Raw genomic sequence first — 25,770 nt, 5'->3', positions numbered from 1 at the left:
TGCTGTTGAGTTGTTCTGGGGCGGCAGTCGTAAATTCGACGAATGGTTATTTATGGTCAATTTATTGACTGACGTAACTTTGAATGCTGTGCCGCTACCCCGCTCGGAAAGTGCCGTCGGTCACTGTCGCAGAAGGGTTGATGACCGACAATGGGCGCGCCTGTGCCGCCGCAGGTAAAGGCGCAGGCCTGGATTGGCGAACTTTATATGGGGTGATATGACCAGCATTGCCGTGTGGGGTAAGCGCTATGACGGCCGTTTGCCAGGGCGTCGCCTGCGTTGGCTGCTGCTTAGCCTGCTGCTGGTGTTTGTGCTGCTGTGGAGTGCCGACCGTCTGTTCCCGCTGCCCCTGCCAGCCGACGACCTGGCCCGGGTGGTGCTGGCCGAGGATGGTGCGCCGCTGTGGCGCTTTGCCGACCGCGACGGTGTATGGCGTTACCCGGTCAGCCCCAGTGAGGTATCGCCCTATTATCTGCAGGCGCTGCTGACCTATGAGGACCGCTGGTTTTACCAGCATCCCGGGGTTAACCCGCTGGCGCTGGGCCGTGCGGCCTGGCAGAACCTCCGCGGCGGGCGCGTGCTGTCGGGCGGCAGCACCCTGTCGATGCAGGTGGCGCGCCTGCTCGATCCGCATGCGCGCAGCTACAGCGGCAAGCTCAAGCAGTTGTGGCGCACGCTGCAGCTGGAGTGGCAGCTGTCCAAGGATGAAATCCTTACGCTGTATCTCAATCGCGCGCCCTTTGGCGGCACGCTGCAAGGGGTGGCGGCCGCCAGTTGGGCCTACCTGGGCAAGTCGCCGAGTCAGCTGACCCGCGCCGAAGCCGCCTTGCTGGCGGTGCTGCCGCAGGCGCCCAGTCGTTTGCGACCGGATCGCCATCCCGAGCGGGCCCAGGCCGCGCGCGACAAGGTGCTCAAACGCCTGGCCAGTTTTGCGGTGTGGCCGCAGCCGGCGATTAACGATGCGCTGGAAGAACCGGTGCTGCTGGCGCCACGTCAGGAACCGCGCCTGGCACCACTGTTGGCGCGGCGGCTGAATACGGCCGGCAGCCCACCGCTGATTCGCACGACTATTGATGCCGCCTTGCAGCGCCGCCTGGAAGACCTGCTGCTGGGTTGGCGGGCGCGCCTGCCGGAGCGCACCTCGGCGGCGATTCTGGTGGTCGAGCAGCCGAGTATGGCGGTGCGCGCCTATCTGGGTTCGGTGGATATCGGCGATGCCAAACGCTTCGGCCATGTCGACATGATCAATGCGCTGCGCTCGCCCGGTTCGACGCTAAAGCCCTTTCTCTACGGCATGGCCCTGGACGAGGGGCTGATCCATTCCGAGTCGCTGCTGCAGGATGTGCCACGGCATTATGGCGATTATCGCCCCGGCAACTTTGCCGCCGGTTTCAGTGGTGCGGTGTCCGCCAGTGAGGCGCTGGCGACCTCCTTGAATCTACCGGCCGTGCAACTGCTGGAGGCTTACGGGCCGAAGCGTTTTGCCGGCGAGTTGCGCAGCGCCGGGGTGCCGCTGCTGTTGCCGCCGTTGGCCGAGCCCAATCTGGCGCTGATTCTCGGCGGTGCCGGCAGCCGCCTGGAGGAGCTGGTCAGCGGTTACAGCGCCTTTGCCCGGAGCGGCATGGCTGCGCGTCTGCGGTTTCAGCCGCAGGATGGGCTGCATGAGCGGCGTCTGCTGTCGCCCGGTGCGGCGTGGATCGTGCGGCGCATCTTGAGCGGTCAGGCGCGCCCGGACCGCGACCCGCGCGCACAGCTGGTGCAGCGCCCGAGCCTGGCCTGGAAGACCGGCACCAGTTACGGCTTTCGTGATGCCTGGGCGATTGGCGTGGCGCCGCGTTACCTGATCGGCATCTGGATTGGTCGCCCCGATGGCACCCCGGTGCCGGGGCAGTTCGGCCTGGCCTCGGCGGCGCCGCTGTTGCTGCAAGTGCATGATCTGCTGGTCAACCGCGACAGCCAGCGCGGCATCGCCCTGCCGCTTGACCCGCAGCCAGCCTCGGTGGGCGTGGCGGCGATCTGCTGGCCGCTGGGCCAGCCGCTCGACAGCCGTGACCGCAACTGCCGGCGTCAGCGCTTGGCCTGGACCCTGGACGGCACCACGCCGCCGACCTTGCCGGCGCAGGATCAGCCGCTGGGGCTGGGTTTGCAGGAAACCCTCTGGCTTAACGCTGCGGGGCTGCGGGTGGATGCCAGTTGCCCGGGCGCGGTGGCGCAGCACCTGGCGCTATGGCCCGCGCCACTGGAACCCTGGCTGGCCAAGCGTGAACGGCGCAGCGCGCGTCTGCCGGCGGTCGATGCCGCGTGCCCGCCGCAGCATGCTGCGCCAACGGCACCCTTGTCGATTGTCGGGGTGCGTGATGGTGATCATCTGCGGCGCCCCGTCGGCAGTAACGAGCCACTGCGTTTGCGCCTTTCGGCGTTGGGCGGGAGTGGCCGGCGCTGGTGGTTTGTCGATGGTCAACCGCTGGCGGAAAGCGCCGCCGAGGCCGCGTTCAACCAGGCCTTTAGCCGCACCGGCGAATACCAGCTGAGCGTGCTCGATGAAAGCGGGCAGACCGCGCGGGTGCAGTTCAGCCTGAATCAATAGCCCATGCCGCAGCGCGATCTATGCTGTTACTGAGCTAGCACCTCAAGTCCGCCATAGATCCTGTCGATAAGGTTTTGAGCCGAATGGCCGTTGAATTTGTATACATATATGTATTCAATCGCCATATTCAAACAAAATTTAAAAGGTAATCTCCATGCGCTTATGGAAACGCAGCATCCAGTGGCAGCTGATTCTCAGCATGGGCGCCGCCCTGCTCGCCAGCATTCTGATCGTGGTCGGCGTCTACTCGGCGGTGGTCAATCGCCTGACCGAGCGCTTTCTGGTCGAAGAAGCCTTGCCGGCGCGGGTGCTGGCGATTCGCAATGACCTGGAGCGGGTGCTGACCGCGCCGATCACCGCCAACGCCGGGATTGCCGGCAACGCCTTTATCCAGGACTGGCTGGCGGCGGGCGAAGAGCAAGGCCAGCGCGACGCCGTGGCGCGTTACCTGGAAGGCGTGCGCCAGCAGCAGAACGCCCTGACCACCTCGATTGCCGTGCTGGACAGCGGCAACTATTTCACCGGCGCGGGCCTGGCCCGGGTGATCAGCCGTGAGCAGCCGGAAAACCAGTGGTTCTACAAACTGGTCGACAGCAGCCGCGATCAGGTGCTGGAAATCGATATCGACAAGGGCACGCGCCTGCCGACCCTGTTTATCAACCAGCGGATCAAGCAGGGCGGCAAGACCCTCGGGGTGTCCGGTTTGGGTTTCAGCCTCAAGGCCATGTCGGAAATGATCCGCGACTTTCGCTTCGGTGAGCGCGGCCAGGTGTTTCTGATCGATGCCCAGGGCGAGATCAAGGTGCACCCGCAGGCCGAACTGAGCGGCGCTGGCCGTCTCGCCGAGCTGTTTGGCACCGCGCCGGCCAATGAGCTGCTGGGCAGCGGCGGCAAGGCGGTGCGTTTCGAACGTGACGGTGAAACCTACCTGGCGGTGGCGCAGAAGCTCTCCAGCCTGGACTGGCTGCTGGTCAGCGAGGTGCCGGAAGCGGAAATCTATGCCGAAGCGCGTGAGGCGCTGTTGATGACGACGGCGATCGGGGTGGGCGTGGCCGTGCTGTTCCTGGGTCTGGTGGTGCTGCTGGCACGCGGTTTGGTACGGCCGATCCGTCAGGTGACCGCCGCGCTGGTGGAGATTGGTGGCGGTGGCGGTGATCTGACCCGCCGCCTGGATGAGTCCCGCGAGGATGAACTGGGCGATCTGGCGCGTGGCTTCAACCGCTTTATCGGCGGCCAGCGCAGCCTGATCAGCGATGTGCTTACGACCAGCGAGCGCTTGCGCGCCTCGGTCAGCCAGGTGGCGCAGGTGGTCGATAACACCGCCGGGCGCTCCAGCCAGCAGCAGGAAATGACGGACATGGTCGCCACTGCCGTGCATGAGATGGGCCTGACCGTGCAGGAAATTGCGCGCAACGCCAGCAGCGCCGCGCATGCCTCGCAGTCGGCGCGCGATGAGGCGCAGCAGGCGCGCAAGGAGGTTGGCGAGTCGATCAGCCATATTGAGACGATGTCTGCGGATATCGGCAGCGCGGCCTCTGCGGTCAGCGAGTTGGCCAATCAGGTTGCCTCGATCGATCAGGTGCTGGCGGTGATTCGCGGCATTTCCGAGCAGACCAACCTGCTCGCGCTCAACGCCGCCATTGAAGCGGCGCGCGCCGGGGAAATGGGCCGTGGCTTTGCCGTGGTGGCCGACGAGGTGCGCACCCTGGCCAGCCGCACGCAGAGCTCCACCGATGAAATCCAGCAGATGATCCAGCGCCTCAAGCAGGGCGCGGAAACGGCCGTCAGTTCCATGCATGCGGGCCAGGCGGCCACCGGCACCGGAGTCGAGGCCAGCCAGCGTACCGGCCAGTCGCTCAGTGCGATTACCGAGCAGGTCGAACGCATCAGCGATATGAACACCCAGGTGGCCGCCGCGACCGAGGAGCAATCGTCGGTGACCGAAGAAATCAACCGCAACGTACAGGGCATTGCCGACCTGGCGCATGCCACAGTTGCCGAGGTGCAGGTGTGTAAAGAGGACTGCCACGCCCTGCGCGGCCTGGCCGATGACTTGGCCAAACAGATGGGCAGTTTCCGTCTTTGAGTCTGGCTATATATGAATCGGCTGATGTCGCTCTGTTTGGCTTTTGCAGGAGCCCGTCCGGCGTACTGCTACGCGAGTACGCCCTACCTGACTGTTGAGTTTTTGTAGGAGCGGGCTTGCCCGCGAATCGAGGTCAATGCAAAAGCATTGCGGCCAATAACCAGGCGTCCCATAGCTCCTGCCGCTTTTGTAGGGCCCCCAGGACTGCCGGCACCACTGAGTTGGCCTCAGGCCAGTTCCAGGCGGTTGCGCCCGCCGGCCTTGGCCCGATAGAGGGCGTTGTCGACCCGGGTGTAGAAGGCTTCTGCGGAGTCATCGCAGAGCGGCTGGAAGGTGCCGACGCCGAGGCTGCAGGTCAGGGGTGGATACTGCGCGGGGTTCTGCCCCGGAATGTTCAGCGGGTGTTCGGTCAGTTCGGCGCGGAAGCGCTCAGCCAGCAGCATGGCCTGCTCCAGGCTGGTGTCGGGCATCAGCACGGCAAATTCCTCACCGCCCAGGCGCAAGAGGATATCGCTGTCGCGGCGGAACAGCTGGCGCATGCGCTCGGCGAAGGCTTGCAGGTAGAGGTCGCCAGCGCGGTGGCCGAACTGGTCGTTGATCTTCTTGAAAAAGTCGATATCCAGCAGCACCAGCGCCAGCATGCTGTTCTGCCGGCGCGCACTGGCCAGCCAGTTGGGCAGCAGGGCATTGAACTGATAGCGGTTGCTCAGGCCGGTCAGTGCATCGGTGCGGCTGAGACGGTCCAGTTGTTCGCCCTGGCGCAGCAGGCGCAGCTCGCGATCGAGGCTTATGTGGTACTCGCGGTGCCAGCGATAGAGGAACAGGCCCAGGTAGCTCAGGTAGATCACCAGGGCCACGGACTCGCCGATATCGCCGATACCCAGGTGGATCTTGACCGCGGTGCTGGGCAGGTAGGTCAGCAGGATGGCCAGGGCGCAGCTAGGCATGCGCATCGGGTAGGTAAATGCCAGGGCGGTGCCAAACACCACCACGCAGAGCATAACCACCAGGTGCGAGACGATGACCCCAGGGTGCAGCTGAATGCCCGCCAGCATCAGGCCCCAGGCCAGCGACTGCAGCAATATGAGAACCCAGCGCTGGTCCAGCCAGCGCTGCAGTTGCTCCGCCGGCAACTGTTCGGTGGGCCGCTCGCTGCTGCGCAGGATAAAAAAACCGAGCAACAACAGGACGCCGCCGCTCCACAGCCAGAGGTTTTGCCCGGGGTTGCGGCTGGTCAGCCAGAGCATGGCCCAGGCGAGCAGGTAGTAGTAACCGCCGAATCGGGAGCGGATATGGGTATCGCTCGCCTCCCGCCACAGTCGCAGGCGAGGGCCGGTTGCCGCGGATATTGAGGTCATCTGCAGCTACTCGAAGGGTCACCCAGCTGAGTCTAGTTGAGTGATGGCTATTTGCCGTGTGTGCGCCTCAAGCCAGCTGCAAGCGGTTGCGGCCCGCGCCTTTGGCCAGGTAGAGGGCATCATCTACGCGCTTGAAGAAGGCCGCAGCGTCGTGGTCACGCTGCGGGTCGAAGCAGCCCACGCCCAGGCTGGCGGTCAGGGGTAGAGGGTTGCCGGCGATATTGAAGCCCTGCTGGACCAGTGTCTGGCGAAAGCTTTCTGCGCGCTGGCAAGCCTGCTCCAGCGGGGTATTGGGCATCAGAATGCCGAACTCTTCGCCGCCCAGGCGCAGCAGCGCATCGCTGTCGCGGCGGAAGTTCTGTCGCATGCGTTCGGCAAAGTCGCTCAGGCAGCTGTCGCCACAGGCATGCCCATACTCGTCATTGATCCGTTTGAAGAAGTCGATATCCAGCAGCACCAGCGACAGCGGCTGGCTTTGGCGCTGGGCGTTGGCCACCATCAGCGGAAACAGACTATTGAACTGATAACGATTGCCCAGCTGGGTCAGGCTATCGGTGCGGCTCAGGTGTTCGAGGCGCTCCTGCTGGTCGAGCAGCTGCAGCTCCAGGGCCAGGGTGTTGTGGTACTCACGGTTGCTGCGGCTGAGCACCAGCAGCAGGTAGCTCAGGTAGAAACTCAGGGTGATCAGGATGGCGTACTGCTCGCGCCATGCCAGCGCTAGCACCAGCAGCCCCGGCAGGTAAAGCAGTAGCAGTGCAAGCATTGCGCGTTTCTTGCGCATGGCAAAGTTGAAGGCCATGGCGGTGCTAAAGGCGATGGTGCTGAGGGTGGCGATAATCACCGAACTACGCAACAACGGGTCGTGCTGCGCCAGGGCGTGGGCCAGGCCCCAGCTCAGCGCGGTGATCAGGATCAGGCACCAGTGCAGGTTAAGCCAGCGGTTTAGCGCTTGGCTGGTCTGTTCCTGGGGCAGGCGGTGTAGCAGGCGCAGGGCCAGCAGCAGGGCAAACATGGCAATGCCGAGGGCGCCAGGTACCAGTAGTGCACCGGGTGCATCGCTGAAGATCCAGGTGAGCAGCCACGCCAGCAGGTAATAAATGCCGCCCAGGGGCGAGCGGGTGCGGGTGTCCTGCGCTTCGCGCCAGAGGGTGAATGCATGCGGCTGGCGGGGAACCTGGGCTTCAGTCATGGCCGGGGATCACAAAATAACGATGTGGTCGCAGCATAACCCGTTGCTTTTGCAAAAGCTGTCAGATTGCTATCGCGCGGGCTGTGGCGAGCCGCTCGGCTGGGTAGGGCCGTAACGGGTGGGGTGGGCCCACCTCGTCCGCATCTAGCGCAGAATCAGCAGCGCACTGTTGCTGGTGCGCAGCAGGTGGCTGGTGGTGCTGCCCACTAGGAACTGACGAATCCGCGAATGGCCGTAGGCCCCCATCACCAGCAGGTCGATGCCCTGCTCGGTCTGGTAGGCGTGCAGGGTCGGTTCGACCTCGCCGGCGCGGATCGCCAGGTGCACCTGATGGCCGCCTTTGACCAGGCGCAGCTCGGCCTGCTTGAGCTGCTCCCAGGCTGGGCCGGTGTCTGCGCCGACCATCAACACATGGATCGGCAGGCCCTTGAACAGCGGGCTGGCGGCGAGCATGTCGATGCCCTTGTGGCAGGTCGGGCTGCCATCGAAGGCCAGCATCAGGCTCTGCGGGGCCTGGAACTGGCCCGGACTGACCAGGATCGGCCGGTGCAGGGTGCGGATCACGCTTTCCAGGTGGCTGCCCACCAACTGGCTGAGGTTGTCGCTGGTTTCGCCCTGGCGACCGATCACCAGCAGGCGGATGTCCCGCTCCAGCTCGCCGAGGCAGCTCACCAGGTCGCCGTGGCGCTGGCGCAGCTGCGGGTTGGCTACGCCATCGTGCTGGGCGCGCTGCTTGGCCGCCTCCAGGGCCAAACGCCCCTGTTCCAGGGCCAGCGTGCTGCGTTGCCGGTCGAGGTCGGCCAGCTCCTGGAGCAGCTGCTCGCGGCTGCCCAGAGTGATATTGCCGGACAGGTTGCTCAGCGGCGGGTACTGCTTGTGGTCCAGTACGTGCAGCAGGGTCAGCGGCGCAGCGAGGCGCAGGCAGGCCCAGGCGGCGTAATCGCACACCGCGGGGGAAGACAGGGAGCCATCGATGCAAGCCATTACCTGGGACATGGTGTTCTCCATTAGCGTGAAAGTCGCGCAGCGACGACTCCCTTTGTCCTTCTCCCTCCGGGAGAAGGTGGCGCGAAGCGCCGGATGAGGGAGGCGGATATACCCGTCAGTGGCCCGACAGCAGGTCGCTGGCGTTGTCTTTGTCGTGCACGCCGAAACGGTCGACGATGGTCGCGCTGGCTTGGTTCAGGCCCAGTATTTCCACCTCGCTGCCTTCGCGGCGCAGCTTGATCACCACCTTGTCCAGGGCCGCCACCGCGGTGATGTCCCAGAAGTGCGCGCGGGACAGGTCGATCACCACCTTAGCAACGGCTTCCTTGAAATCAAAGGCGGCGACAAATTTGTCGGCGGAGGCGAAGAACACCTGGCCCACCACCTTGTAGCTGCGCTGGCTGCCCTCGCTGTCGGTTTCCGAATTGATATAGAGGAAGTGGCCGATCTTGTTGGCAAAGAACATCGCCGCCAGCAGCACGCCGACGAACACCCCGTACGCCAGGTTATGGGTATAGACGGTGACCGCCACGGTGGCGAGCATGACGATATTGGTGGAGAGCGGGTATTGCTTGAGGTTGCGCAGCGAGTCCCAGCTGAAGGTGCCGATCGATACCATGATCATCACCGCCACCAGCGCGGCCATGGGGATCTGGCGGACCCAGTCGCTGAGGAACACCACCATCAGCAGCAGCACCACGCCGGCCACCAGACACGACAGGCGGCCACGCCCGCCGGATTTCACGTTGATCACCGACTGGCCGATCATCGCGCAGCCGGCCATGCCGCCCATCAGGCCGGAGGCGATATTGGCCACGCCCTGGCCCTTGCACTCGCGGTTCTTGTCGCTGCTGGTGTCGGTCAGGTCATCGATGATGGTGGCGGTCATCATCGATTCCAGCAGACCGACCACGGCCAGGGCGGCGGCGTAGGGGAAGATGATCGCCAGGGTCTCGACGTTCAGCGGCACATCCGGCCAGAGGAAGATCGGCAGTGTGTCCGGCAGCTCGCCCATATCGCCGACGGTGCGGATATCCAGGCCGAAGTAGATGGCCACGGCGGTCATCGACAGGATGCACACCAGGGGCGAGGGGATCAGCTGGCCAATCTTCGGCACATAGGGGAATAGGTAGATGATGCCCAGGCCGGCGGCGCACATGGCGTAGACCTGCCAGGTGACATCGGTCAGCTCCGGCAGCTGGGCCATAAAGATCAGAATCGCCAGGGCATTGACGAAGCCGGTAACCACCGAGCGCGAAACAAAGCGCATCAGGCTACCCAGCTTGAGGTAACCGGCGCCGATCTGCAGCACGCCGGTCAGCAGGGTCGCCGCCAGCAGGTATTCCAGGCCGTGGTTCTTCACCAAGGTGACCATCAGCAGGGCCATGGCCCCGGTGGCGGCGCTGATCATCCCTGGGCGACCGCCAACAAAGGCGATCACCACGGCGATACAGAAGCTGGCGTAGAGGCCGATTTTGGGATCGACCCCGGCGATGATCGAGAAGGCGATGGCTTCCGGGATCAAGGCCAGGGCCACCACCAGGCCGGCGAGCACATCGCCACGGATATTGAAGAACCAGGTGTTTTTCAGGCTTTGCAGCATGGTCAATTCCACAGGCTGGGGTCCGCAGGCGCACGCAAGGGCGGCGGATGGGGCTAATAAAAAGCTGGATACAGCGAACGCAACACAGCCTTGCGGCGGGCGCGCAGGAGCAGAGCTAAGGCAGTGGTTGTACCGGCCGGGCTATGCGGGGAGGGGGCGAAACGCTATGGCGGCGTAGGCAGCCAGCGCAATGGTTGGGCCAGTGTCATAACGACCTGTCTCTATCCATTCGGGCGAAAAGGGCTGGTACCTTACCACAGGGCATCCAGGCATGGCACCCGCAGGGCGGGTCGCGGCAATTGCTCGCCAACCAGGCTTCGCGCGATCAACTTCGCCTGATCAGCCAGATGCCCGCGACGATCAGCAGCAAGCCGCCGACTTTGCCCGCGGTAATCGGCGCTTCGCGAAAACCGGCCCAGCCGAAGTGGTCGAGGGTTAGCGCCATGCTCAGCTGCCCGGCGATCACCAGGGCCATAAACAGCAAGGCGCCGACCTTGGGCCCGGCAAAGGCGGCGGTGGCGATAAACATCACCCCCAACAGGCCGCCGCTCCAGTGCCACCAGGTCAGGCCTTTTAGCGCGCCAAGGCTGGGAAACTCGCGCTGGGCCAGTACCACAATCAGCAGCGCCAGGGTGCCGACGGCGAAGGACACCAGCGCGGCGGCCATTACGCTGGACACCTGTTTGGCCAATTGCCCATTGATCCCCGCCTGCAGCGGTAGGCAGGCGCCGGCAACCAAGGGCAGGGCGAGTAACCACCAGATCGGGGCGGGCATAGGGGCATCTCCAGGGCAGCAAGGGGGCGATTATGCCGGGGCAGCTGTGCGCTTCGTCAGCCTCTCGGCCAAGGCATTGGCCGACCTTGCTGGATTTTATGAGCGAGCGGTTGGCGGCTCGCCCAGACGGGGCCTGTCATCGGCCTACAGGGTTTTGCTGAACTGGATTAATGCCACGCGCTGACCCTTGGGGTCACGCCGCTCGACCACGTCACTGAGCGCATAGCCAAGCTTGGGGTAGAGCAGCAGGCCGGCGCTGTTGGCGTTGAAGCACGACACCTGCATGCGTTTGGCGTGGTAATGCTCGCGCGCCAGTTGCTCCATCACCGCCACCAGATAATGCGCCACGCCATGGCCTCGGGCCCAGGGGGCGACCATCAGGTTGCCGAGGGCGCAGTGGTCGTCGTAGTGCCACTGGTAGAAGTTGGCAAAGCCGGCCACCCGACCATCGAGCAGCACCACGGTGCTGTCGCGGCGCTCGGCCATGGCGGCGGCCAGCTGACCGATGCTCAACGGCCAGTCGGCCTTGGGATAGCAGAAGAACAGCTCGTCGGCGTTCTGTGGAAAACCGACGATCTCGGCCAGGTCAGCCGCTGCTGCGGGGCGATGGCTGAGGTGTGGGGTTGGGCTCATGCAACTTCCTGGTGGGTTAGCGGGGTGGGTACTGGCTTAGCACCTCGGCGACTGTACGGCGAATTGCCGCTTCGCGCTCGCTGGGGCTGGGCTGGCGGCTGCGCAGCACCTGTTCGGCACTGCCGCGCCAGACCAGTTTGCCGTCCTTGCCGTCGAGCAGGTCGATCTGCAGGGTGCCGACCTGGTAGTCCAGGGTGCGGGTTTCCACATAACTCGGGCCACCCCAGAAACCACCGCGCCATGGGTCGCCCCAGCCACCGCCCATTTGCGTGCTGACCTGCTGCTGGCGGTTATCGACGATCATCCATACCTGCACTTTGAGGTCGCTTTGCATGTTCGCGACCGCCTCGCGCAAGCCGCGCTGGTCGAGCTGCTCGCTGACCGCGCTGCGGATGCGCTGGCCGGTGAGGTCGCTGTTGATGCGCGGGTCATCGGGTTTGTATTGCACGGCCGGCTCCTGCCAGCTCCAGCTGCGGTAGGCGGCAAAATCGCGGTTGGGGTCGAAGTCGCGTTCCAGCTGCGCCGTCTGACAGGCGCTGAGGATCAACAGCAGGGGCAGTAACAGCAGTGATGCACGCATGGGTACTTTCCTCGGGCTTCAGCAATCAGTGTGGTGGATAGGCTGCCAGGGCCTGTTGTACCGCGTCGCGCAGCGCGGCGGCGCGTTGACTCTGGCTGCCGCTGCTGAGGGTTTCGGCGCTGGCACTCCAGACCGGCTGGCCATCCTGGCCGTCGAACAGTTCGATGCGCACCAGCATGACGTCTTCGCTATAGCTGCGCACCAGCGGCGCGCTACCCCATAGGCCGTAGTTATCGCCATAGCGACTATGACCGTACTGGCTGCCGTAGTGTTCACTGACCTGGCGCAGGCGTTGTTCCAGGCGCAGCTCGGCGCTGACCTGCAGGTCGCTGGTCTTGCCGGCACGATGGGGGCGCAGGCCGCGTTGATCGAGGGCGTTGCTCAGGGCTTCCTGCACCTGCTCGGAGCTGGCCCAGGCCGTGCCGGCGGGCAGGCGTTGCCAGCTCCAGGTGCGGTAGCGGGCATAGTCGCGCGGTGCGGCCGGGTAGGCGCTGCGGTCAAGCTGTTGCGGCGAGTGCACAGGTGCCGGCGGCAGGGGCTGACTTTCGGCGGTATACGGGTTGTCGCCCTGGCAGGCCGCTAGGCTCGCCAGGAGCAATAAGGTGCCCAGTCTTTTCATTGAATGTTCCGCCTCCTGTGAGAGGGCAATCAGCGTGGCCGGCAGATCCAGTGCAGGTAGCGCCCCAGCCCGGCAAAGCTCGGGTGGCGACGGTAGGCCAGCTCCATTTCCAGCAGGTCGAGCAGCTCGGCCTTGGCCTGAAAAGGCTGCGGCATATAGTCGTGAAAAACCCGCACGCCACTCCGGCTTTCGACCTGCCAATCAGCCTCAAGTTGCGCCGCCAGCTCGCGCGGATCAAGCGGCATCTGCGGGGTCAGGCTCTGCTTTTCCCCGGCGAACTCGGCCTTGCGCAGTTTGCGGAAATGCCCCTTGAGCAGGTTGCGGTAAATCAGCGCGTCCTTGTTGTAGAACGCCAGCGATAGCCAGCCGCCGGGCACGCACAGCTGGTGCAGCACCGGCAGGATGCTGTGCGGTTCGGCCAGCCATTCCAGCACCGCGTGACAGATCACCAGGTCGTAGGGCTGATTGAGCTGGCCGAGCAGCTCCTGCCAGGGCGCCTGAATAAAGGTGGCTTGTTGTCCGGCGGCAGCAAAGCGCTCGCGGGCGCCATTGAGCATGGGTTCGGCGGGCTCGCTCAGGGTCACCTGATGACCGCGCTCGGCCAGCCACAGCGACATATGGCCAAGCCCCGCGCCAATATCCAACACCCGCAACGGGCGCTCGGGCAGCGCTTCGGCCAGGTCGGCCTGGAGCACCGCCAGGCGAATCGCGCCCTTGGCGCCGCCATAGATCTTCTCGGCAAAGCGCGTGGCCAGCTCGTCGAAGTGCCGATCGGTCATGGCGCGTCTCCGAGAAAGCGCCGTTCGTTGTCGGCCAGCTTGGCGCGCACCACCTGTTCCATATCCAGGCCCAGCTCGCCACACAGCAGCACCAGATAGAGGACGATATCGCCGATTTCCTGGCCGGCATGGGCCAGTTGTTCGGCGGGTAGCTCGCGTGACTGCGCCTCGCTCAGCCACTGGAAGATTTCCACCAATTCGGCCATTTCCACGCTGGCGGCCATGGCCAGGTTCTTCGGACTGTGGAATGGCCGCCAGTCGTTGCGATCACGAATGGCGTGCATGCGGGTGGTCAGTTCGGCGAGGTTCATCAGCTGCTCCAGCAAAGAGCGCATAGCTTCGGGGGTTCGCCGGCAGGGTGCAAGCGGCTGCCGAATAGTTACCGGCAGCCGCCTACTTTATTTCAGGTGAGCGGCCGCCAGCTGCCGCTCATATGCACCAGTTCATCCCCGCCGAGCAGGCTGAACTGACCACTGCTAGCCGACTCGCTGGCCAGTAATCGCACCTCGCCCGGCAACAACAGCGGTTTTTGAAAGCGCACGCTCACTGCATAACCGGCAGCAGGCAGGCGCGCGCCCAGTTCGGCCAGGGCACGGCCCTTGTTCCACAGGCCGTGGGCAATCGCGCGGGGGAAGCCGAACAGCTTGGCCGTGGCGGCAAACAGATGGATCGGGTTGTAGTCGCCGGCGATGCGCGCATAACGCCGGCCGATATCCGCTGGCGCGCGCCAGTGGGCCAGGGTGGTCTGGGTAAGCGCGGTTGCGGCGTCACGTTCGAGCGGCTTGCCGTCCAGGCGTAGGGCGCGGCAGAGGATGCGGCTGTCGCCTTCCCAGAGCAGGCCGAGCTGGTCGTGCAACTGGGTGATCAGGCTAAAGCTCGCGCCCTTGTCGTGGGGTTGCAGGTCCTGCACCTGCACGCTGACGCTAAACGGCCCCAGGCCGCCGAGTGGGCGCAGCACACGGATATGGTTTTCCAGGTGCACCAAGCCGAGCAGCGGAAAAGGCAAGCGCTGGTCGGTGAGCAGCTGCATCTGCAGGGCAAACGCCAGGATATGCGGGTAGGGCGCGGGCAGCAGGTGATCATCGGCAAAGCCGCAGATCTGCCGATAGCGCGCCAGGTGTGCGGGCTCTACCGTGACCTGGCAGCGCACGCCCAGCTCGGGCAGGCTGCGACCGGTCACACGGCGGCGCAGGGCGGCACGCAGAAACAGCGCGGGTAGGGCAGGTGGGGCGGGCAGTTCGAGCCAGTCGATGGCCATGGGCAAACTCCTCAGAACGGTGGCAGCAGCTTAGTCGGCCGGCTTTTATCTGCATTGGCCGCATCGCCCAGGTCTACGGCGGGCCAGTCAATCGTTTAGGCGCATGATTCACGCCTTGAGCGCATGAGCTAAAGCTGCCTAAGATGGCCGCGCCTCGCAGACAATAAGAATCCTCAACATGCGTGACCTGACTGACGACGTGGCGCTGATGCGCCCGGTGATCGACGCCTTGCGTGCCAGCGGAACCGACCCCGATCGCGTGCTGGCGCGGGTTGGCCTGCCGCCTGGCGGCTTGCCTGCCGGGCGCTTCCCGCATGCCGCCCAGGCACTGTTCTGGAAAGCCGCCATCGATGAGTGCGGCCAAGAGCATATTGGCCTCTACCTGGCGCAGCACCTGCCGGCCTTCCACGGCCTGCTGCTGGAATACCTGTTTCTTTCCAGTGAAACCTTCGGCGAAGGCCTGCGCCATGCGTTGCGTTATGTGCGCCTGCTCTCCGATACCCTGAACGCCAAGCTGGAGGTGCAGGGCGAGCGCGCGGTGCTGGTGCTCGGGCTGATTGCGGGCACGCCGCGGCACTTTCCGGAAATGCTCGCCGGCGCGGTGATCCGCCTGTTTGATGCGCTGACCGAAGGCGATTTCACCCCCTATGAAGTGCAGTTTATGCATGCCGAGGGTGCGCCGGCCGAGCGCTATCAGCAGGTCTACGGCTGCCCGGCGCAACTGGGCGGTGAGCGTTACGCGCTGGTGTTCAATGCCGCGGTGCTGGACAAGACCTCACGGCACGCCGCGCCGGAACTGCTGCGCATGCACGAATCGCTGGCACGGCGGCAGCTGGCCGAGGTCGAGCGCCTGGACCTGGTGCGCAAGGTGCGCGAATTGATCGGCGAGTTGCTGGTCGACAGCGGCGCCACCCTGGAACAGGTCGCGGCGCGGCTGAATATGCCGGCGCGGCGCTTGCGTGAGCGCCTGGCCATGGCCGGGGTGCGCTTCAATGACCTGGTCACCGACTACCGCTGCCGGTTGGCCAAGGACCTGCTGCTCAACACCGACGAGCGCATCGAGGTGATAGTCGAGCGCACCGGCTTCTCCGAACCGAGCACCTTCTACCGCGCCTTCAAGCGCTGGGTCGGCGAGACCCCGGTGGAGTTTCGCAAGCGCGGTAAAACCTGATGGGCTACTGGGCGAAATAGGTCGCCCAGAAGTAATAGAGCGTCATGCCGCTGCCGACGCCGATCACCAGCAGGCGCAGGAACTTGGCCGGCAAGCGCTGACCCAGCGCGCCGCCGACATAGCCGCCGACGGTGGCGCCCACCAGCAGAATCACCAGCTCATACCAGCTAACCCGGCCGGCGATGATAAAGGTGGCCGTGGCGACGCTGTAGATCACCGCGGAAATCAGGTTCTTCAGGGCATTGGCGCGGGCCAGCGGGTGGCCCTCGATGGAAAACGCCGCCAGTTGCAGAATGCCCATGCCGGCACCGAAGTAGCCGCCATAGATCGACACGCCAATATGCGCGGCCAGTGACAATGGGCCGTGCGGCGGTTGTGCGGTCTCGGCGCGGCGCGCGGCCAGAGCGCGACTAAGCCAGGGGCTGGCGGTAAACAGCGCGGTGGCGGCCAGCAGCAACCAGGGAATCAGCTTGGCAAACAGCGCATCGCCGCCCACCAGCAGCAACAGCCCGCCCAGCAAACCGCCCGCCAGCCCGGCCGCCAACAACGGCAGCAGATAACGCCCCAGCGGCCGCAGTGAATCCCGCGCCGCCCAGGCCCCGGCCAGGCTGGCCGGCCACAGCGCCACGGCATTGGTGGCATTGGCTGTCACCGGCGGCAGACCCGCCGCCAGCAGCGCCGGAAAGGAGAAGAAGGTGCCGCCACCGGCCAGGGCATTCATCCCCCCGGCAGCAAAACCGGCAAGTACCAGCAGCAGAATTTCGGATACAGGCATGGCAAAGGCTCGGGCAAAAGGTCAGCAGCTTAACCAGCGCACGCGGTGGGGCCAAGTCGACCAAGGTCGTTGGTCCAGGGGTTTGGCGGTGTCGGCCCCTGGTACAGGTACTTCTGGAAGCCAAAGAACAGGTTTTTGATCAGCTCGGGTTTGCCCAGGTCGGCGACGGCATCGGTCCCGAGGAACAGGGTCGCCATCATGTTGCGAATACGCCGCACCGAACCATTGCTCAGCTTGATCTCGACCACCTCGGGGCGGGCGCGGTGGTCTTGGCTCCTGCGGGGCGTCCGCATAGCCACCACGTTCTTCACCGGTGCCAACACCGCCGGGTGTGGCGGGGTCTTCCGGCTCGCCATCCCACTCCGGCTCGCGTAACAGGTGATGGGCTTTGACGAAGTCGTAGACGGTGAAATAGTCCTTGCCGTCGAACAGCCGCGTACCGCGCCCGATGATCTGGTACTCCTCGCCACGGTTGCCTTGGCGAACAAGAATGCCCGGATCATCTGGGCGATCCTCAGCAAGGGGCAAGACTATCAACCTGCTGAGGCGTACACCTGAATTACCCAAGCTGGAACCAGTAGCACCGTAGAAGATCCACCACGATTGCACAGTGACATGCAGTGATGACGAACCGGTCGAGCCGGCATGTGTAAAGCCTGCTTTACCCACAGGCCCTCTGTAAACCAAGGCCGCTAGGGCGATCAGGGGCATATGAGCGGATATTCATCATGGCTCAAGACAACACGCGCCTTATCAGCAGCCGGATATACGGAAGCAGTCGTACCTAGGTTCGTTGGATGTGTATTTCACTGGCAAAACGGGAGGAGTCCATACAAGGATGACGCTTCATCCATCCACCAATCACGGACATAGGGTGGATCAGAAGAGCATCGGCTGCTCGCCCCGATCCCCCTACAGCGGCCCGACATCTCATCGCTGGCCCTAGATAAACCGCCGATGCAGATCGGGGAAAATCTCCTGGGCAAACCACACCGGCAGGCCCGGCTCCACGTCCCGCGATTTGGGCGTGGGGCTAAGCACAATGCCCAGCTCGATCAGACGCTTGAGTTCTTCAATCGCCAGGCGCTCGCTCAGTCCGAGAAAGGTCTTGAAGGTCGCGCGCGGCATGCTACCCATGCTTAGCAGTGCATGCACCGCCGCCGCCGAGCCGGGGCGGATTTTTGCGGCGCTGATGCGCTCATGATGTTTAAACAACCGCTCTATGCGGCCACGCATATTGGCCGGGTCAACCGCCTCGGTCATATAGTCGATCTGGTCGATACACACATCCAGCATAAAGCCGATAAAACCCAGGTAATGCTTGAGCGAGAGCTGGCCACGGCCGTCCAGATCGCCTTCGCGCGGCCGGTCGGCGTTGGCCATCACTGCGTAATACTCGCTTTGCCGGCGCGCCAGGCCCCGTGATAGCGACCACAGGTTAGGCCGCAAATCCAGATACACCAGTTGCAGATGGGTAATCAGCCTTACCAGCCGGCCATTGCCATCCATAAAGGGATGCACCCAGGCCAGGCGATGGTGATAGGCCAGGGCGGCAATCAGCCGGGTGCGCGGGTCGTTGTAGGCTCCCAGCTGCTGTTGCAGCAACTCCAGCATGGGTTGCACCACCTGGGCGTCGGGTGCCAGATGGTTGCCTACCACCACCTGCTCATCAGGTTCTGTACGCAATTTGCCCGGTACTAAATAGCGTTCGCTGTTGTGCAGTTTGAGCTGCTCAGCAGGCGCGTATTTGAACAAGGCCTTGTGCACCTGCTCGGTGAGCCAGGGGGAGAACATCGCCGACCAGGCAATATCCTTATCCCAGCGGCGCATAATCCGCTCAAAGCTGGTTTGCACGCCAAGCTGCTGCATGGCCAGATCGGCCAGCTGTTTGCGCTCGCGCTTTGGCGCGGCCTGGGCGCGCTGCATATCGGCCGGGGCCGAATACTGCCCCTCGATCAGGTTGGAGTAATAGGTATTGGTCACCTCCAGCAGCGCGGCCAGCCTGGCGCGGGTGGCCGGGGCCAAACGGCCATCGAGAAACGCCGCCTTGGCCGGCAGCAGCGAGGCCTTTTGCAGAATATCCGCTGGCAGCTCGCCGGGCAGCGCCGGGAGCAGGTAGTTCTTGTCGCTGATCATCGCCGCCTTCTGCACATTTTTATGCAGATTGTGATAACCCGCAGAAGCCCTGCAAATACTAGCCTAAAGAAGAAAGTGTGGGCTTTGTTTTAAGCTGTTTTTGCACATTTTTCTGCAGATTATTTCGGGGGTTGCTTGGCACGGCTAGACAATGGCCATCGGCAACGGCGCTGTGCGGGGAAATAGATGCTGGATTATGTGGGCAGGGCTTTAGCCGCGATCCCAGACGCCGCGCGTTCACGCAGCAAACAGAGTGCTCAGGAATTAACGCCTTAGGATGGGTTAGGTGCCCGCAAGTTGACCTGCTGCCAGTAGAGCTAAGGCACCGTAACCCATCATCGACAGCCGTCATGCCGGCGAATACGAGCCTAAACCGCGTGATGGGTATCGCTACGCTCAACGCCATCCTACGAATTACGCAGCGCCCAAAACACTCGATTGGGGCCCAGGTACAAATTACGGGCATGAAAAACTGTCTGGAGCAGTTTTTAACCTCGCGCAGCGACGGCACAAAGGGTCGCGGCCATGGATGGCAGACATAAAAAAACCGGCTTGTGGGCGGCATTTTTAAATATCCAATATATTGATTTATATTGGTTTATTTTTTAATCGTGTTTCTGTCCCCCCACTTGTCCCCCCATCCAGGTTCTGCGTGACATCGTCCGGCTTCTTGACGCGTGGACAGATACGCCGGGCGACTGATACCTTATCCAAAGGTAATACCTTTAGATAGCGAGGGTTCGGCTATGGCCACTTCCATCAAGATCGATGACGAGTTGAAAAATCGCATTCAGCACTTGGCTGGTCTGCGTCAACGTTCGTCCCACTGGATTATGCGCGAAGCGATAGCGCAGTACGTTGAGCGCGAGGAAGCCCGTGAGAGTTTCAAGCAAGAAGCCTTGGCGTCGTGGGCGGCGTATCAGGAAACAGGCCGGCATCTGACCGGCCAAGAGACTCGGGCCTGGCTCAATACCTGGGGTACTGAGGCTGAGGCGGAGCTTCCTAAGTGCCACGAGTAATTATCACCGAAGGTGCTGCACAAGGGTTGGAGCGCTGTCGTAAGTTTCTTGTCGAGAAAGGTCCGCAGGTAGCTCGGCGTGCTGCTCAGGCGATTGAGCGACAACTCGCTCGACTGGAAGAAGGTCCGGAAGTAGGTCGCCCATTCCCAGAACTGCCGGAACTGCGTGAGCTGATAATCGAGTTCGGTGATTCGGGTTATGTTGCGCTCTATCGGCATGAACGGGCGGATGACGCTGTATATGTACTGGCCTTTCGGCATCAGAAAGAAGTCGGTTACTGAGTATTTGTCCTTGCGACCACGGCGTCATAGTCCAAAGCATGGCTGGATAGGACTGATAATCATGCGCTATGACTAGCTTCGACTGGTAATGTCGCTTGTGCATTTAGAGGTCGGTTTCTCAGCTAACTCTCCCAAGAAGCGATGCGGAAAATCTCTCGATAGGCTTGGCAATCTTGCTCCCCATTGCCCTGTCTCGCCGAGATAGTCGGAAGTGAGTAAAGCTGCATCTATTGATATAGTTATATAGTTATATAGTTATATAGTTATATAGTTATATAGTTATATAGTTATTAACTATCTATTCAAGTAGTTAAATAGTAATAAGCACTAACCCTACTCAGCATGGACTACCAGCAGAGGAAAAGGAGAACGGTTAAAAAATCCACTTCACGTACTAGGTATGAGTCAATCAACCAGGTACCCACCATGAGCAATCGTAAGACCTACACCCACCTCTCCCAATCCGACATTGCCCTTCAAATTGAGTCACTCGTCCAGGCTATCGAGAAGACCGACGCACCAGCATTCCGAATCACGCAAAGCCGATCAGGCTATGAGCGTCTCGAAGAGACCAGGCTCTCCCGATACTTCACCCACATCAAGCAGATGGTCGACCTGTTCGACGATGATCGAGTGGAGTACAGCTACAGCGAGCACCTGCAAGCATTCAAGGAGGCTTGCCAGGACGTAGGCCTTGTGCGTCGTCTTGACGGTCCTATCTGTCTGAATGAACTGGGTACGGCTTACCTGGATCACCACCACAGCATGAACGTACTGACGGCGCGCATCCGTAAATTGACCCGTGAGCTGCGGTATCGGCGTAAGAGTGGGGATCGCAGTGGTGAGGCGCGTAAGCAGGAGAAGGAGATCACTGGGTACACGGATGCTCTGGTGAGTCTTTATTCGCGTACTACGATCGTCAGAGTCAATCTTTACTATCGCTCAGAGGCTCAGGCCCGGCTACGAGTTGAGCACGTCTTTGATGACCTGCAGCAGTTAGTTATCACGCATAAACGCAATCCGATCTTTGAACATCTTATCGGCTACATCTACTCGGTGGAGCAGGGTGACCGGAATGATGGTCAGGGCTATCACATCCATGCTGCTTACTTCTTTAATGGCAACGTGGTCTGCCGGGATGTCTGGAAAGCCATCGAGATCGGGGGTTTGTGGGAAGACATCACGCGTGGTCAGGGCTACATGGAAAGCTGCAACCATGATAAGGATCGATATGGCGATGAGTGCGGCATTGGCCAGATCCAGAGGGGAGATCAAGCTATTCGACCTCATATCCACAGGGCAATGAAGTATCTCGTCAAAAATGCCCAGCACCTGCGCTTAAGGCCTGAGGGTGCTCGATGCCTGCGGACGGGGCAGCTGAAGCATCCTTGTCGAGGGTGAAATATCCAAACCTCTGGTGTGCACAGCTACCTGTGCAAGGTCACTATGAAGTCCTTCGGTGATCGTCAGCGTGGGTTTGGAGCAAGTAGGGGATAGTCCCTTGCTGATACTGCCAGTGCGAGCCAGTGATGCTTTGCCATCATTGGTTCGACGTTCTAGGATCGGGTCATGCTTACCTATTGAGCTGGGGACTTATGGATCAGCTGTGGAACATCAATGGCAAGTCGGGCGCCATCCAGCTTGCAGACCCAGCCATGCATAGAAAAGCGGGGACTAGCCCCGCTTTCTAATGAACAAGAGATTAATTTATATAGCCAAATGCTCTTGGCAGGTAGAGCGACAGTGGCGACCAGTAGGTCGTCACCAGCATGACCGGGAGCGCAGCGAATGCCATGAATCCGAGTGCCGGGCGCATTACCTGCGATATGCCCACGTTACCGATTCGGCACGTCATGAACAGGATAGGTGCCATCGGTGGGCTATTGCAGCCGATGACCACGCTGGTACCTACAATTGCCGCGAACTGTATGGGGTCGACGCCAATATTCACCATGACCGGTAGCAACAAAGGGCTAACGATGGCAACGACGCTGACATCATCCATGATCATGCCGAGCAGGATCAGAAAAATATTCACGACCAGCAGAATGAGCAGCTTGTTCTGGAACAGGTCCATCAGTACGTCAGTCAATTGTTGCGGAACTCGCTCAAGCGTGAAGATGCGGCTGGCAACAAAGGAAAAGAGCAGGATGACCATGATGACGCCGGTCGTCGTTGCTGCGGCGATAAAGCATTCAGCCAGCTTCTTAAGATCCAGTTCACGGTAGATAAATAGGCCGACAGGGATCGCATAGACAACCGCGATAGCCGCCGCTTCGGTGGGGGTGAACACGCCACCGTAGATACCGCCAAGAATGATCACCGGCAGCATTAGAGCAGGAAACGCCTTCCACATGCTGTTGCCGATTTCTTCGGCGCGCTGACGAAACTTTACCGGCTGCTCGGCTGGATCCGGGTGAGTGCGCATTTTGATCCAGTTCAAAATGCACAGCATGATGATTAGCAAAATGCCCGGTCCGATGGTCGATAGGAAACAGGCTGCCACCGACTGCCGCGTTACAACGGCGAAGAGAATCATGGTGATGCTGGGGGGAATAAGTAGCCCGAGCAGCGACGAAATGCCCAGCAGGGCACTGGTGTACTCCCGCGGGTAGCCGTGTTTCTCCATAGGGCCAATCATGATGGTGCCAATCGAGGCGACCGCAGCGGACGCAGTGCCAGAGATGGCACCGAAAACGCCGCAGGCCACGACCATCGACGAACCCATGCCACTGCGGGACTTGCCCACCAGGGCCTCAACGAAGTGAACCAGGCGTGCAGCCATGCCGCCGGCCTGCATCAGGTAGCCCGTCATCACGAAAAGGGGCAGTGCCAGCAGGATGACGGAGTTTACCGACCAGAAGCCGGTGGTCATCAGCGACGAAATATCGACACCGTAGGTGATGGAAAGAACCAGGGTCATAGCAGCGAAGGAGAAGACAACCGGAACCCCGATCATCATCAGCACTATAACAACGGCTATTGCGAGTAATGCGCCCATGATTAGTCTCTGCGATTTCTTGTAGTTGTGGTCTGAGGGTTGCTCTGGCTGGTAGCACTACCCGTGCCCGTGAGCAGTTCTCGCGCACGCTCGAAAACTGTTGATGTCGTTAATGGCGTCACGTAGCTGGTAGAAAATGAACAGAATGCTGGCCACGAAAAGGCTGCTCTGCGAAAGGTACCAGGGCAGCTTCAGAACCGTGCTGCTCTGGCCTTTCATGACTGCCCAGTACAGCAGGTCATAGCTCCAGGAGGCGAACATACAGGCCATGAACAGGGAAATCAGTGCTGCGACTACGCGAAAGGCGTGTATGACTCTTGGGTTCTTGAAGATAACTTCAACAAAATCAGCGGTGAGGTGAGAGCGGTCACGCGAGGCCAGAGCCGCGCCAAGCATATAAAGCCACATGGCACCGAGTAGCACGATTTCTTCCAGCCCGAAAACGGGTGTACCCATGACCGAACGGGTGAAAATGCCATAAACCAGTAGAACGGCTACCAAGAAGCTTATGACCACTACGATTGGCTTGATGATCAACATCAGTAATTTATCGACTGATGCCATCAATATAAGTAACTTGGCCATCGAGAGACCCTGCTGAAGTAAAAAGATAAAGGCAGCCGGTACAACATCCCGGTTGCCCAAACGCTGACATTATAGTTGACTGATTATTGGGGGACCGATGCGTTGGCGCGAATCTTGTCCATCAGTTCCTTACCGAGGGACTTTTCGGCCTCCGGCCAGACTTCGGCGCGTACACGCTCAACCCAAGCCCGCATGTCTTCTGCAGACGGCACGATGTATTCCATGCCGGCCTCCTGTGCCTTGGCGATCCACTTGTCGTCCTCGGCCTTGGCGTCCTTGAACTGCTTGTCGATTACCGTTTGTGCGGCGGCAGAGATGATGGCCTGATCTTCAGCGTCAAGCTCCTGCCAGGTTTCGTTGTTCATCAACATGGCGTAGGACGAGAAGTTGTGTTTGGAGTGTACGAAGTAATCCAGTTGATCGCGGAAGTACTCATAATCCCAATAAATGACGTTGCTCGAGTCGCCATCAACAACCCCGGTTTGAATGGAGGTGTAAACCTCGGCCCAATCGATAGGCACCGCCTGGAAGCCCATGGCCTTCATGGTCTGCGGGAGAGGGAATACCGGCTGCGAGCGAACTTTTAAGCCGTTGGCGTCTTTATTGTTTGTCGCGTATCGGCCTTTGGTGGCGATGCCGCCGAAGCCTTCCGGGTAGGGGCCGAAATACTTGAGGCCGATATCTGCGTAGACCGGGCCGAGAATGTTCTTCAGCCAGCCGTCTTCGTCATAGGCCTTCAGAGCATCTTCCCAACCCAGGGTCAGGTAGGGGATGTAGTTAACGCCGAGGCGTTCGTCATAAGAGGTTTGTGGCCAGGTCAGCATCATGTCGATGTTGCCTTTTACCAACTGGTCGAATAGCTCCTGCTGACCACCGAGCTCTCCTTGGTAATAGATGCTGACTTCCATACGGCCGTCAGACTTTTCCTTGATCAGGTCGGCCCACTGCTGCATGGATTTGGCGGATGCCGAATCACGATCACCTGATTCCAGCGCCAGCTTGAAGCTGTAGTCCTTGTCGCTTGCCAGGGCGCTGAAGGCACAACCTAGCGCGACGGTAGTCGAAAGCACGGCTACTTGCGAAACTTTAATTATTTGTTTAATCGACTGTTTCATTTCTATCTCCGGGACTCTTGTTCAATTGGATTGAATGAGGCGACTCATCAATCTTTGTTGTCCAGATGGGTTATTAAACCGCCGAGTTGAACGGTAGGCTTCCACGTATTTAGCGTCAAGAAACAAATCTAGTGGGCAATGGATAACGTCCAGTTATGAATAATTTGTGCTTCATTACTACTGGGCGTTAGAGGGTGGTATGACGTGACGTTATCGTTTGGGGTGTATAAAAGTTGATTGTTAATGCTGCCTGGTTGTCATTAGATTTTGCCTCGTTCGCCTTGGCACTTTTCCCTAGGTCAAGCCACTTTCCAACAGGACATTACTATGCGCGTTGAAGGTATCTACACTCCCGTAATCACTCCGTTTCGCGAAGACCTGAGCATTGATCTCGAGGCCTACACGGCTTCTGTTGATTACCTGTTGGCGGCTGGTGTGCACGGCATCATCGTCGGCGGCACCACGGGTGAGTACTACGTCGAGAGTCACGAAGAGCGCGTGCAACTGCTGGAGATCGCCCAGCAGCGCTGTGCGGGCCGAGTGCCGGTCATTTTCGGCACCGGTTCGGTCGATCCGGACGAGTCGATTCGTCTGGCCAAGGCGGCTGCCGAGCGCAAGGCCGACGCTATCCTGGTAGCAACCCCGCCCTATTCGCTGCCGACCGAGCATGAGGTGGCGCAGCACATTCTCGCCGTCGACCGTGCCGCCAACCTGCCCGTCATGCTGTACAACTACCCCGCCCGCATGGGCGTCATGATGGGCGAGGCTTGCCTGGACGAGGTGCTCAGCTCGCCGAACATCTGCTCCATCAAGGAGAGTTCCGGCGATATCAACCGTCTGCACCTGCTCATGCAGAAGTACCCCAGCCTGCAGACCTCCTGCGGCATGGACGACCAGGCGCTGGAGTATTTCGCCTGGGGGGCGAAGAGTTGGGTCTGTGCCGGCTCCAACTTCCTCGCCGAGGAGCATGTCGCGCTCTACAAGGCCTGCGTTGTCGAGGGCGATTTCGACAAGGGGCGTCGCATCATGGGCGCGATGATGCCGCTGATGAGCGTGCTGGAGCAGGGCGGCAAATTCATTCAGAGCGTCAAGTACGGCGTGACCCTGGCAGGTCGCTTCGCCGGTGTCACCCGCAAGCCGCTGCTGGGGCTGGACGAGGCTGAAAAACGTCAGCTGGAAGAGGTGATCAGCACGCTGAAGGCGACCATCGCAAACATTCAGAAAGGAGAATAA

Annotated in this window: 25 protein-coding genes and 1 pseudogene; 9 read left to right on the top strand and 17 right to left on the bottom strand. The window is 61.3% G+C overall.

The window, feature by feature from the left end:
- The first annotated feature begins 217 nt into the window (after nt 1-217).
- The 3 genes and pseudogenes from pbpC (at nt 218) to WA145_RS09695 (ending at nt 4,673) form a co-directional block, all read left to right on the top strand.
- A complete protein-coding gene (pbpC, locus tag WA145_RS09705) occupies nt 218-2,587 on the top strand; it encodes a peptidoglycan glycosyltransferase PbpC (protein WP_422581381.1) in 2,370 nt (789 codons plus the stop codon).
- Nucleotides 2,588-2,741: 154 nt separating this feature from the next.
- Nucleotides 2,742-3,803, top strand: a pseudogene (locus WA145_RS09700) (HAMP domain-containing protein); the annotation flags it as partial.
- A gap of 132 nt (nt 3,804-3,935) precedes the next feature.
- The gene (locus WA145_RS09695; protein WP_422581426.1) at nt 3,936-4,673 is read left to right on the top strand and encodes a methyl-accepting chemotaxis protein; all 738 of its coding nucleotides are present in this window, start codon (nt 3,936-3,938) and stop codon (nt 4,671-4,673) included.
- Between the two features lie 227 nt (nt 4,674-4,900).
- Here the strand turns inward: WA145_RS09695 and WA145_RS09690 are convergent, their stop codons facing one another.
- From WA145_RS09690 to WA145_RS09640, 11 genes are all read right to left on the bottom strand, one after another.
- Nucleotides 4,901-6,031: a GGDEF domain-containing protein gene (locus WA145_RS09690; protein WP_422581380.1), complete on the bottom strand. Its 1,131-nt coding sequence runs from the start codon at nt 6,029-6,031 to the stop codon at nt 4,901-4,903.
- 67 nt (nt 6,032-6,098) lie between these two features.
- Nucleotides 6,099-7,220 (bottom strand): GGDEF domain-containing protein, encoded by a 1,122-nt coding sequence (locus tag WA145_RS09685; RefSeq protein ID WP_422581379.1) that lies wholly within the window; start codon nt 7,218-7,220, stop codon nt 6,099-6,101.
- Nucleotides 7,221-7,364: 144 nt separating this feature from the next.
- Nucleotides 7,365-8,216, bottom strand: a complete 852-nt coding sequence (locus tag WA145_RS09680) for a universal stress protein (protein WP_422581378.1) — start codon at nt 8,214-8,216, stop codon at nt 7,365-7,367.
- A 106-nt stretch (nt 8,217-8,322) separates the two neighbouring features.
- Nucleotides 8,323-9,810 carry a SulP family inorganic anion transporter gene (locus tag WA145_RS09675; protein WP_422581377.1) on the bottom strand — a complete coding sequence of 496 codons (1,488 nt, stop codon included), beginning with the start codon at nt 9,808-9,810 and terminating at the stop codon, nt 8,323-8,325.
- A gap of 325 nt (nt 9,811-10,135) precedes the next feature.
- Nucleotides 10,136-10,585, bottom strand: coding sequence for a DMT family transporter (locus WA145_RS09670; RefSeq protein WP_422581376.1), 450 nt, complete (start codon nt 10,583-10,585; stop codon nt 10,136-10,138).
- Between the two features lie 144 nt (nt 10,586-10,729).
- Complete coding sequence (locus WA145_RS09665; protein WP_305592551.1) at nt 10,730-11,218, bottom strand: GNAT family N-acetyltransferase; 489 nt, start codon at nt 11,216-11,218, stop codon at nt 10,730-10,732.
- Between the two features lie 16 nt (nt 11,219-11,234).
- Entirely contained in the window at nt 11,235-11,798 is a 564-nt protein-coding gene (locus WA145_RS09660) for a DUF4136 domain-containing protein (RefSeq protein WP_422581375.1), read from the bottom strand.
- Nucleotides 11,799-11,823: 25 nt separating this feature from the next.
- On the bottom strand, nt 11,824-12,417 hold the full coding sequence (locus WA145_RS09655) for a DUF4136 domain-containing protein (protein ID WP_422581374.1): 594 nt from the start codon (nt 12,415-12,417) through the stop codon (nt 11,824-11,826).
- Nucleotides 12,418-12,446: 29 nt separating this feature from the next.
- Nucleotides 12,447-13,196 carry a methyltransferase gene (locus WA145_RS09650; RefSeq protein WP_422581373.1) on the bottom strand — a complete coding sequence of 250 codons (750 nt, stop codon included), beginning with the start codon at nt 13,194-13,196 and terminating at the stop codon, nt 12,447-12,449.
- Complete coding sequence (locus WA145_RS09645; protein ID WP_422581372.1) at nt 13,193-13,507, bottom strand: nucleotide pyrophosphohydrolase; 315 nt, start codon at nt 13,505-13,507, stop codon at nt 13,193-13,195. Before WA145_RS09645 ends, WA145_RS09650 begins: the two co-directional genes overlap by 4 nt.
- Before the next feature lie 92 nt (nt 13,508-13,599).
- A complete protein-coding gene (locus tag WA145_RS09640; RefSeq protein ID WP_422581371.1) occupies nt 13,600-14,454 on the bottom strand; it encodes a MaoC/PaaZ C-terminal domain-containing protein in 855 nt (284 codons plus the stop codon).
- 178 nt (nt 14,455-14,632) lie between these two features.
- On the opposite strand from WA145_RS09640, the gene WA145_RS09635 reads away from it, so the two are divergent.
- Nucleotides 14,633-15,625, top strand: coding sequence for an AraC family transcriptional regulator (locus WA145_RS09635; protein WP_422581370.1), 993 nt, complete (start codon nt 14,633-14,635; stop codon nt 15,623-15,625).
- A gap of 4 nt (nt 15,626-15,629) precedes the next feature.
- On the opposite strand, the gene WA145_RS09630 is transcribed toward WA145_RS09635, so the two are convergent.
- Entirely contained in the window at nt 15,630-16,400 is a 771-nt protein-coding gene (locus WA145_RS09630) for a sulfite exporter TauE/SafE family protein (protein ID WP_422581369.1), read from the bottom strand.
- 29 nt (nt 16,401-16,429) lie between these two features.
- Nucleotides 16,430-16,693 carry a hypothetical protein gene (locus tag WA145_RS09625; RefSeq protein ID WP_422581368.1) on the bottom strand — a complete coding sequence of 88 codons (264 nt, stop codon included), beginning with the start codon at nt 16,691-16,693 and terminating at the stop codon, nt 16,430-16,432.
- A gap of 88 nt (nt 16,694-16,781) precedes the next feature.
- Between WA145_RS09625 and WA145_RS09620 the strand changes: the two genes are divergently transcribed.
- Complete coding sequence (locus WA145_RS09620) at nt 16,782-16,958, top strand: hypothetical protein (RefSeq protein ID WP_422581428.1); 177 nt, start codon at nt 16,782-16,784, stop codon at nt 16,956-16,958.
- A 384-nt stretch (nt 16,959-17,342) separates the two neighbouring features.
- Here WA145_RS09620 and WA145_RS09615 read toward each other — a convergent pair whose 3' ends face one another.
- Entirely contained in the window at nt 17,343-18,536 is a 1,194-nt protein-coding gene (locus WA145_RS09615; RefSeq protein WP_422581367.1) for a Fic family protein, read from the bottom strand.
- 746 nt (nt 18,537-19,282) lie between these two features.
- Here WA145_RS09615 and WA145_RS09610 point away from each other — a divergent pair.
- The 3 genes from WA145_RS09610 (at nt 19,283) to WA145_RS09600 (ending at nt 21,237) form a co-directional block, all read left to right on the top strand.
- The gene (locus WA145_RS09610; protein WP_003393486.1) at nt 19,283-19,555 is read left to right on the top strand and encodes a CopG family ribbon-helix-helix protein; all 273 of its coding nucleotides are present in this window, start codon (nt 19,283-19,285) and stop codon (nt 19,553-19,555) included.
- Nucleotides 19,543-19,836 (top strand): type II toxin-antitoxin system RelE/ParE family toxin, encoded by a 294-nt coding sequence (locus tag WA145_RS09605; protein ID WP_422581366.1) that lies wholly within the window; start codon nt 19,543-19,545, stop codon nt 19,834-19,836. Before WA145_RS09610 ends, WA145_RS09605 begins: the two co-directional genes overlap by 13 nt.
- Before the next feature lie 426 nt (nt 19,837-20,262).
- On the top strand, nt 20,263-21,237 hold the full coding sequence (locus WA145_RS09600) for a hypothetical protein (protein ID WP_422581365.1): 975 nt from the start codon (nt 20,263-20,265) through the stop codon (nt 21,235-21,237).
- A 301-nt stretch (nt 21,238-21,538) separates the two neighbouring features.
- On the opposite strand, the gene WA145_RS09595 is transcribed toward WA145_RS09600, so the two are convergent.
- The 3 genes from WA145_RS09595 to dctP all read right to left on the bottom strand — a co-directional run bounded on the left by WA145_RS09595 (nt 21,539) and on the right by dctP (nt 24,537).
- Entirely contained in the window at nt 21,539-22,837 is a 1,299-nt protein-coding gene (locus WA145_RS09595; protein WP_422581364.1) for a TRAP transporter large permease, read from the bottom strand.
- Between the two features lie 57 nt (nt 22,838-22,894).
- Nucleotides 22,895-23,422 (bottom strand): TRAP transporter small permease, encoded by a 528-nt coding sequence (locus tag WA145_RS09590; RefSeq protein ID WP_422581363.1) that lies wholly within the window; start codon nt 23,420-23,422, stop codon nt 22,895-22,897.
- Between the two features lie 83 nt (nt 23,423-23,505).
- Complete coding sequence (dctP, locus tag WA145_RS09585) at nt 23,506-24,537, bottom strand: TRAP transporter substrate-binding protein DctP (protein WP_422581362.1); 1,032 nt, start codon at nt 24,535-24,537, stop codon at nt 23,506-23,508.
- Between the two features lie 327 nt (nt 24,538-24,864).
- On the opposite strand from dctP, the gene WA145_RS09580 reads away from it, so the two are divergent.
- A complete protein-coding gene (locus WA145_RS09580) occupies nt 24,865-25,770 on the top strand; it encodes a dihydrodipicolinate synthase family protein (RefSeq protein ID WP_422581361.1) in 906 nt (301 codons plus the stop codon).

The sequence above is a fragment of the Pseudomonas sp. genome, assembly GCF_049301935.1.
Lineage (GTDB): Bacteria > Pseudomonadota > Gammaproteobacteria > Pseudomonadales > Pseudomonadaceae > Aquipseudomonas.
The sequence above is the reverse complement of the archived record's forward strand: the minus strand, read 5'-3'. Positions and strand labels throughout refer to the sequence as shown.

What these genes read in the sequence shown, in the direction of transcription:
- pbpC (WP_422581381.1), top strand. Translation starts at nt 218, where the DNA reads ATGACCAGCATTGCCGTGTGGGGTAAGCGCTATGACGGCCGTTTGCCA.
- WA145_RS09695 (WP_422581426.1), top strand. Translation starts at nt 3,936, where the DNA reads ATGACGGACATGGTCGCCACTGCCGTGCATGAGATGGGCCTGACCGTG.
- WA145_RS09690 (WP_422581380.1), bottom strand. Translation starts at nt 6,031, where the DNA reads ATGACCTCAATATCCGCGGCAACCGGCCCTCGCCTGCGACTGTGGCGG.
- WA145_RS09685 (WP_422581379.1), bottom strand. Translation starts at nt 7,220, where the DNA reads ATGACTGAAGCCCAGGTTCCCCGCCAGCCGCATGCATTCACCCTCTGG.
- WA145_RS09680 (WP_422581378.1), bottom strand. Translation starts at nt 8,216, where the DNA reads ATGTCCCAGGTAATGGCTTGCATCGATGGCTCCCTGTCTTCCCCCGCG.
- WA145_RS09675 (WP_422581377.1), bottom strand. Translation starts at nt 9,810, where the DNA reads ATGCTGCAAAGCCTGAAAAACACCTGGTTCTTCAATATCCGTGGCGAT.
- WA145_RS09670 (WP_422581376.1), bottom strand. Translation starts at nt 10,585, where the DNA reads ATGCCCGCCCCGATCTGGTGGTTACTCGCCCTGCCCTTGGTTGCCGGC.
- WA145_RS09665 (WP_305592551.1), bottom strand. Translation starts at nt 11,218, where the DNA reads ATGAGCCCAACCCCACACCTCAGCCATCGCCCCGCAGCAGCGGCTGAC.
- WA145_RS09660 (WP_422581375.1), bottom strand. Translation starts at nt 11,798, where the DNA reads ATGCGTGCATCACTGCTGTTACTGCCCCTGCTGTTGATCCTCAGCGCC.
- WA145_RS09655 (WP_422581374.1), bottom strand. Translation starts at nt 12,417, where the DNA reads ATGAAAAGACTGGGCACCTTATTGCTCCTGGCGAGCCTAGCGGCCTGC.
- WA145_RS09650 (WP_422581373.1), bottom strand. Translation starts at nt 13,196, where the DNA reads ATGACCGATCGGCACTTCGACGAGCTGGCCACGCGCTTTGCCGAGAAG.
- WA145_RS09645 (WP_422581372.1), bottom strand. Translation starts at nt 13,507, where the DNA reads ATGAACCTCGCCGAACTGACCACCCGCATGCACGCCATTCGTGATCGC.
- WA145_RS09640 (WP_422581371.1), bottom strand. Translation starts at nt 14,454, where the DNA reads ATGGCCATCGACTGGCTCGAACTGCCCGCCCCACCTGCCCTACCCGCG.
- WA145_RS09635 (WP_422581370.1), top strand. Translation starts at nt 14,633, where the DNA reads ATGCGTGACCTGACTGACGACGTGGCGCTGATGCGCCCGGTGATCGAC.
- WA145_RS09630 (WP_422581369.1), bottom strand. Translation starts at nt 16,400, where the DNA reads ATGCCTGTATCCGAAATTCTGCTGCTGGTACTTGCCGGTTTTGCTGCC.
- WA145_RS09625 (WP_422581368.1), bottom strand. Translation starts at nt 16,693, where the DNA reads ATGCGGACGCCCCGCAGGAGCCAAGACCACCGCGCCCGCCCCGAGGTG.
- WA145_RS09620 (WP_422581428.1), top strand. Translation starts at nt 16,782, where the DNA reads ATGGGCTTTGACGAAGTCGTAGACGGTGAAATAGTCCTTGCCGTCGAA.
- WA145_RS09615 (WP_422581367.1), bottom strand. Translation starts at nt 18,536, where the DNA reads ATGATCAGCGACAAGAACTACCTGCTCCCGGCGCTGCCCGGCGAGCTG.
- WA145_RS09610 (WP_003393486.1), top strand. Translation starts at nt 19,283, where the DNA reads ATGGCCACTTCCATCAAGATCGATGACGAGTTGAAAAATCGCATTCAG.
- WA145_RS09600 (WP_422581365.1), top strand. Translation starts at nt 20,263, where the DNA reads ATGAGCAATCGTAAGACCTACACCCACCTCTCCCAATCCGACATTGCC.
- WA145_RS09595 (WP_422581364.1), bottom strand. Translation starts at nt 22,837, where the DNA reads ATGGGCGCATTACTCGCAATAGCCGTTGTTATAGTGCTGATGATGATC.
- WA145_RS09590 (WP_422581363.1), bottom strand. Translation starts at nt 23,422, where the DNA reads ATGGCCAAGTTACTTATATTGATGGCATCAGTCGATAAATTACTGATG.
- dctP (WP_422581362.1), bottom strand. Translation starts at nt 24,537, where the DNA reads ATGAAACAGTCGATTAAACAAATAATTAAAGTTTCGCAAGTAGCCGTG.
- WA145_RS09580 (WP_422581361.1), top strand. Translation starts at nt 24,865, where the DNA reads ATGCGCGTTGAAGGTATCTACACTCCCGTAATCACTCCGTTTCGCGAA.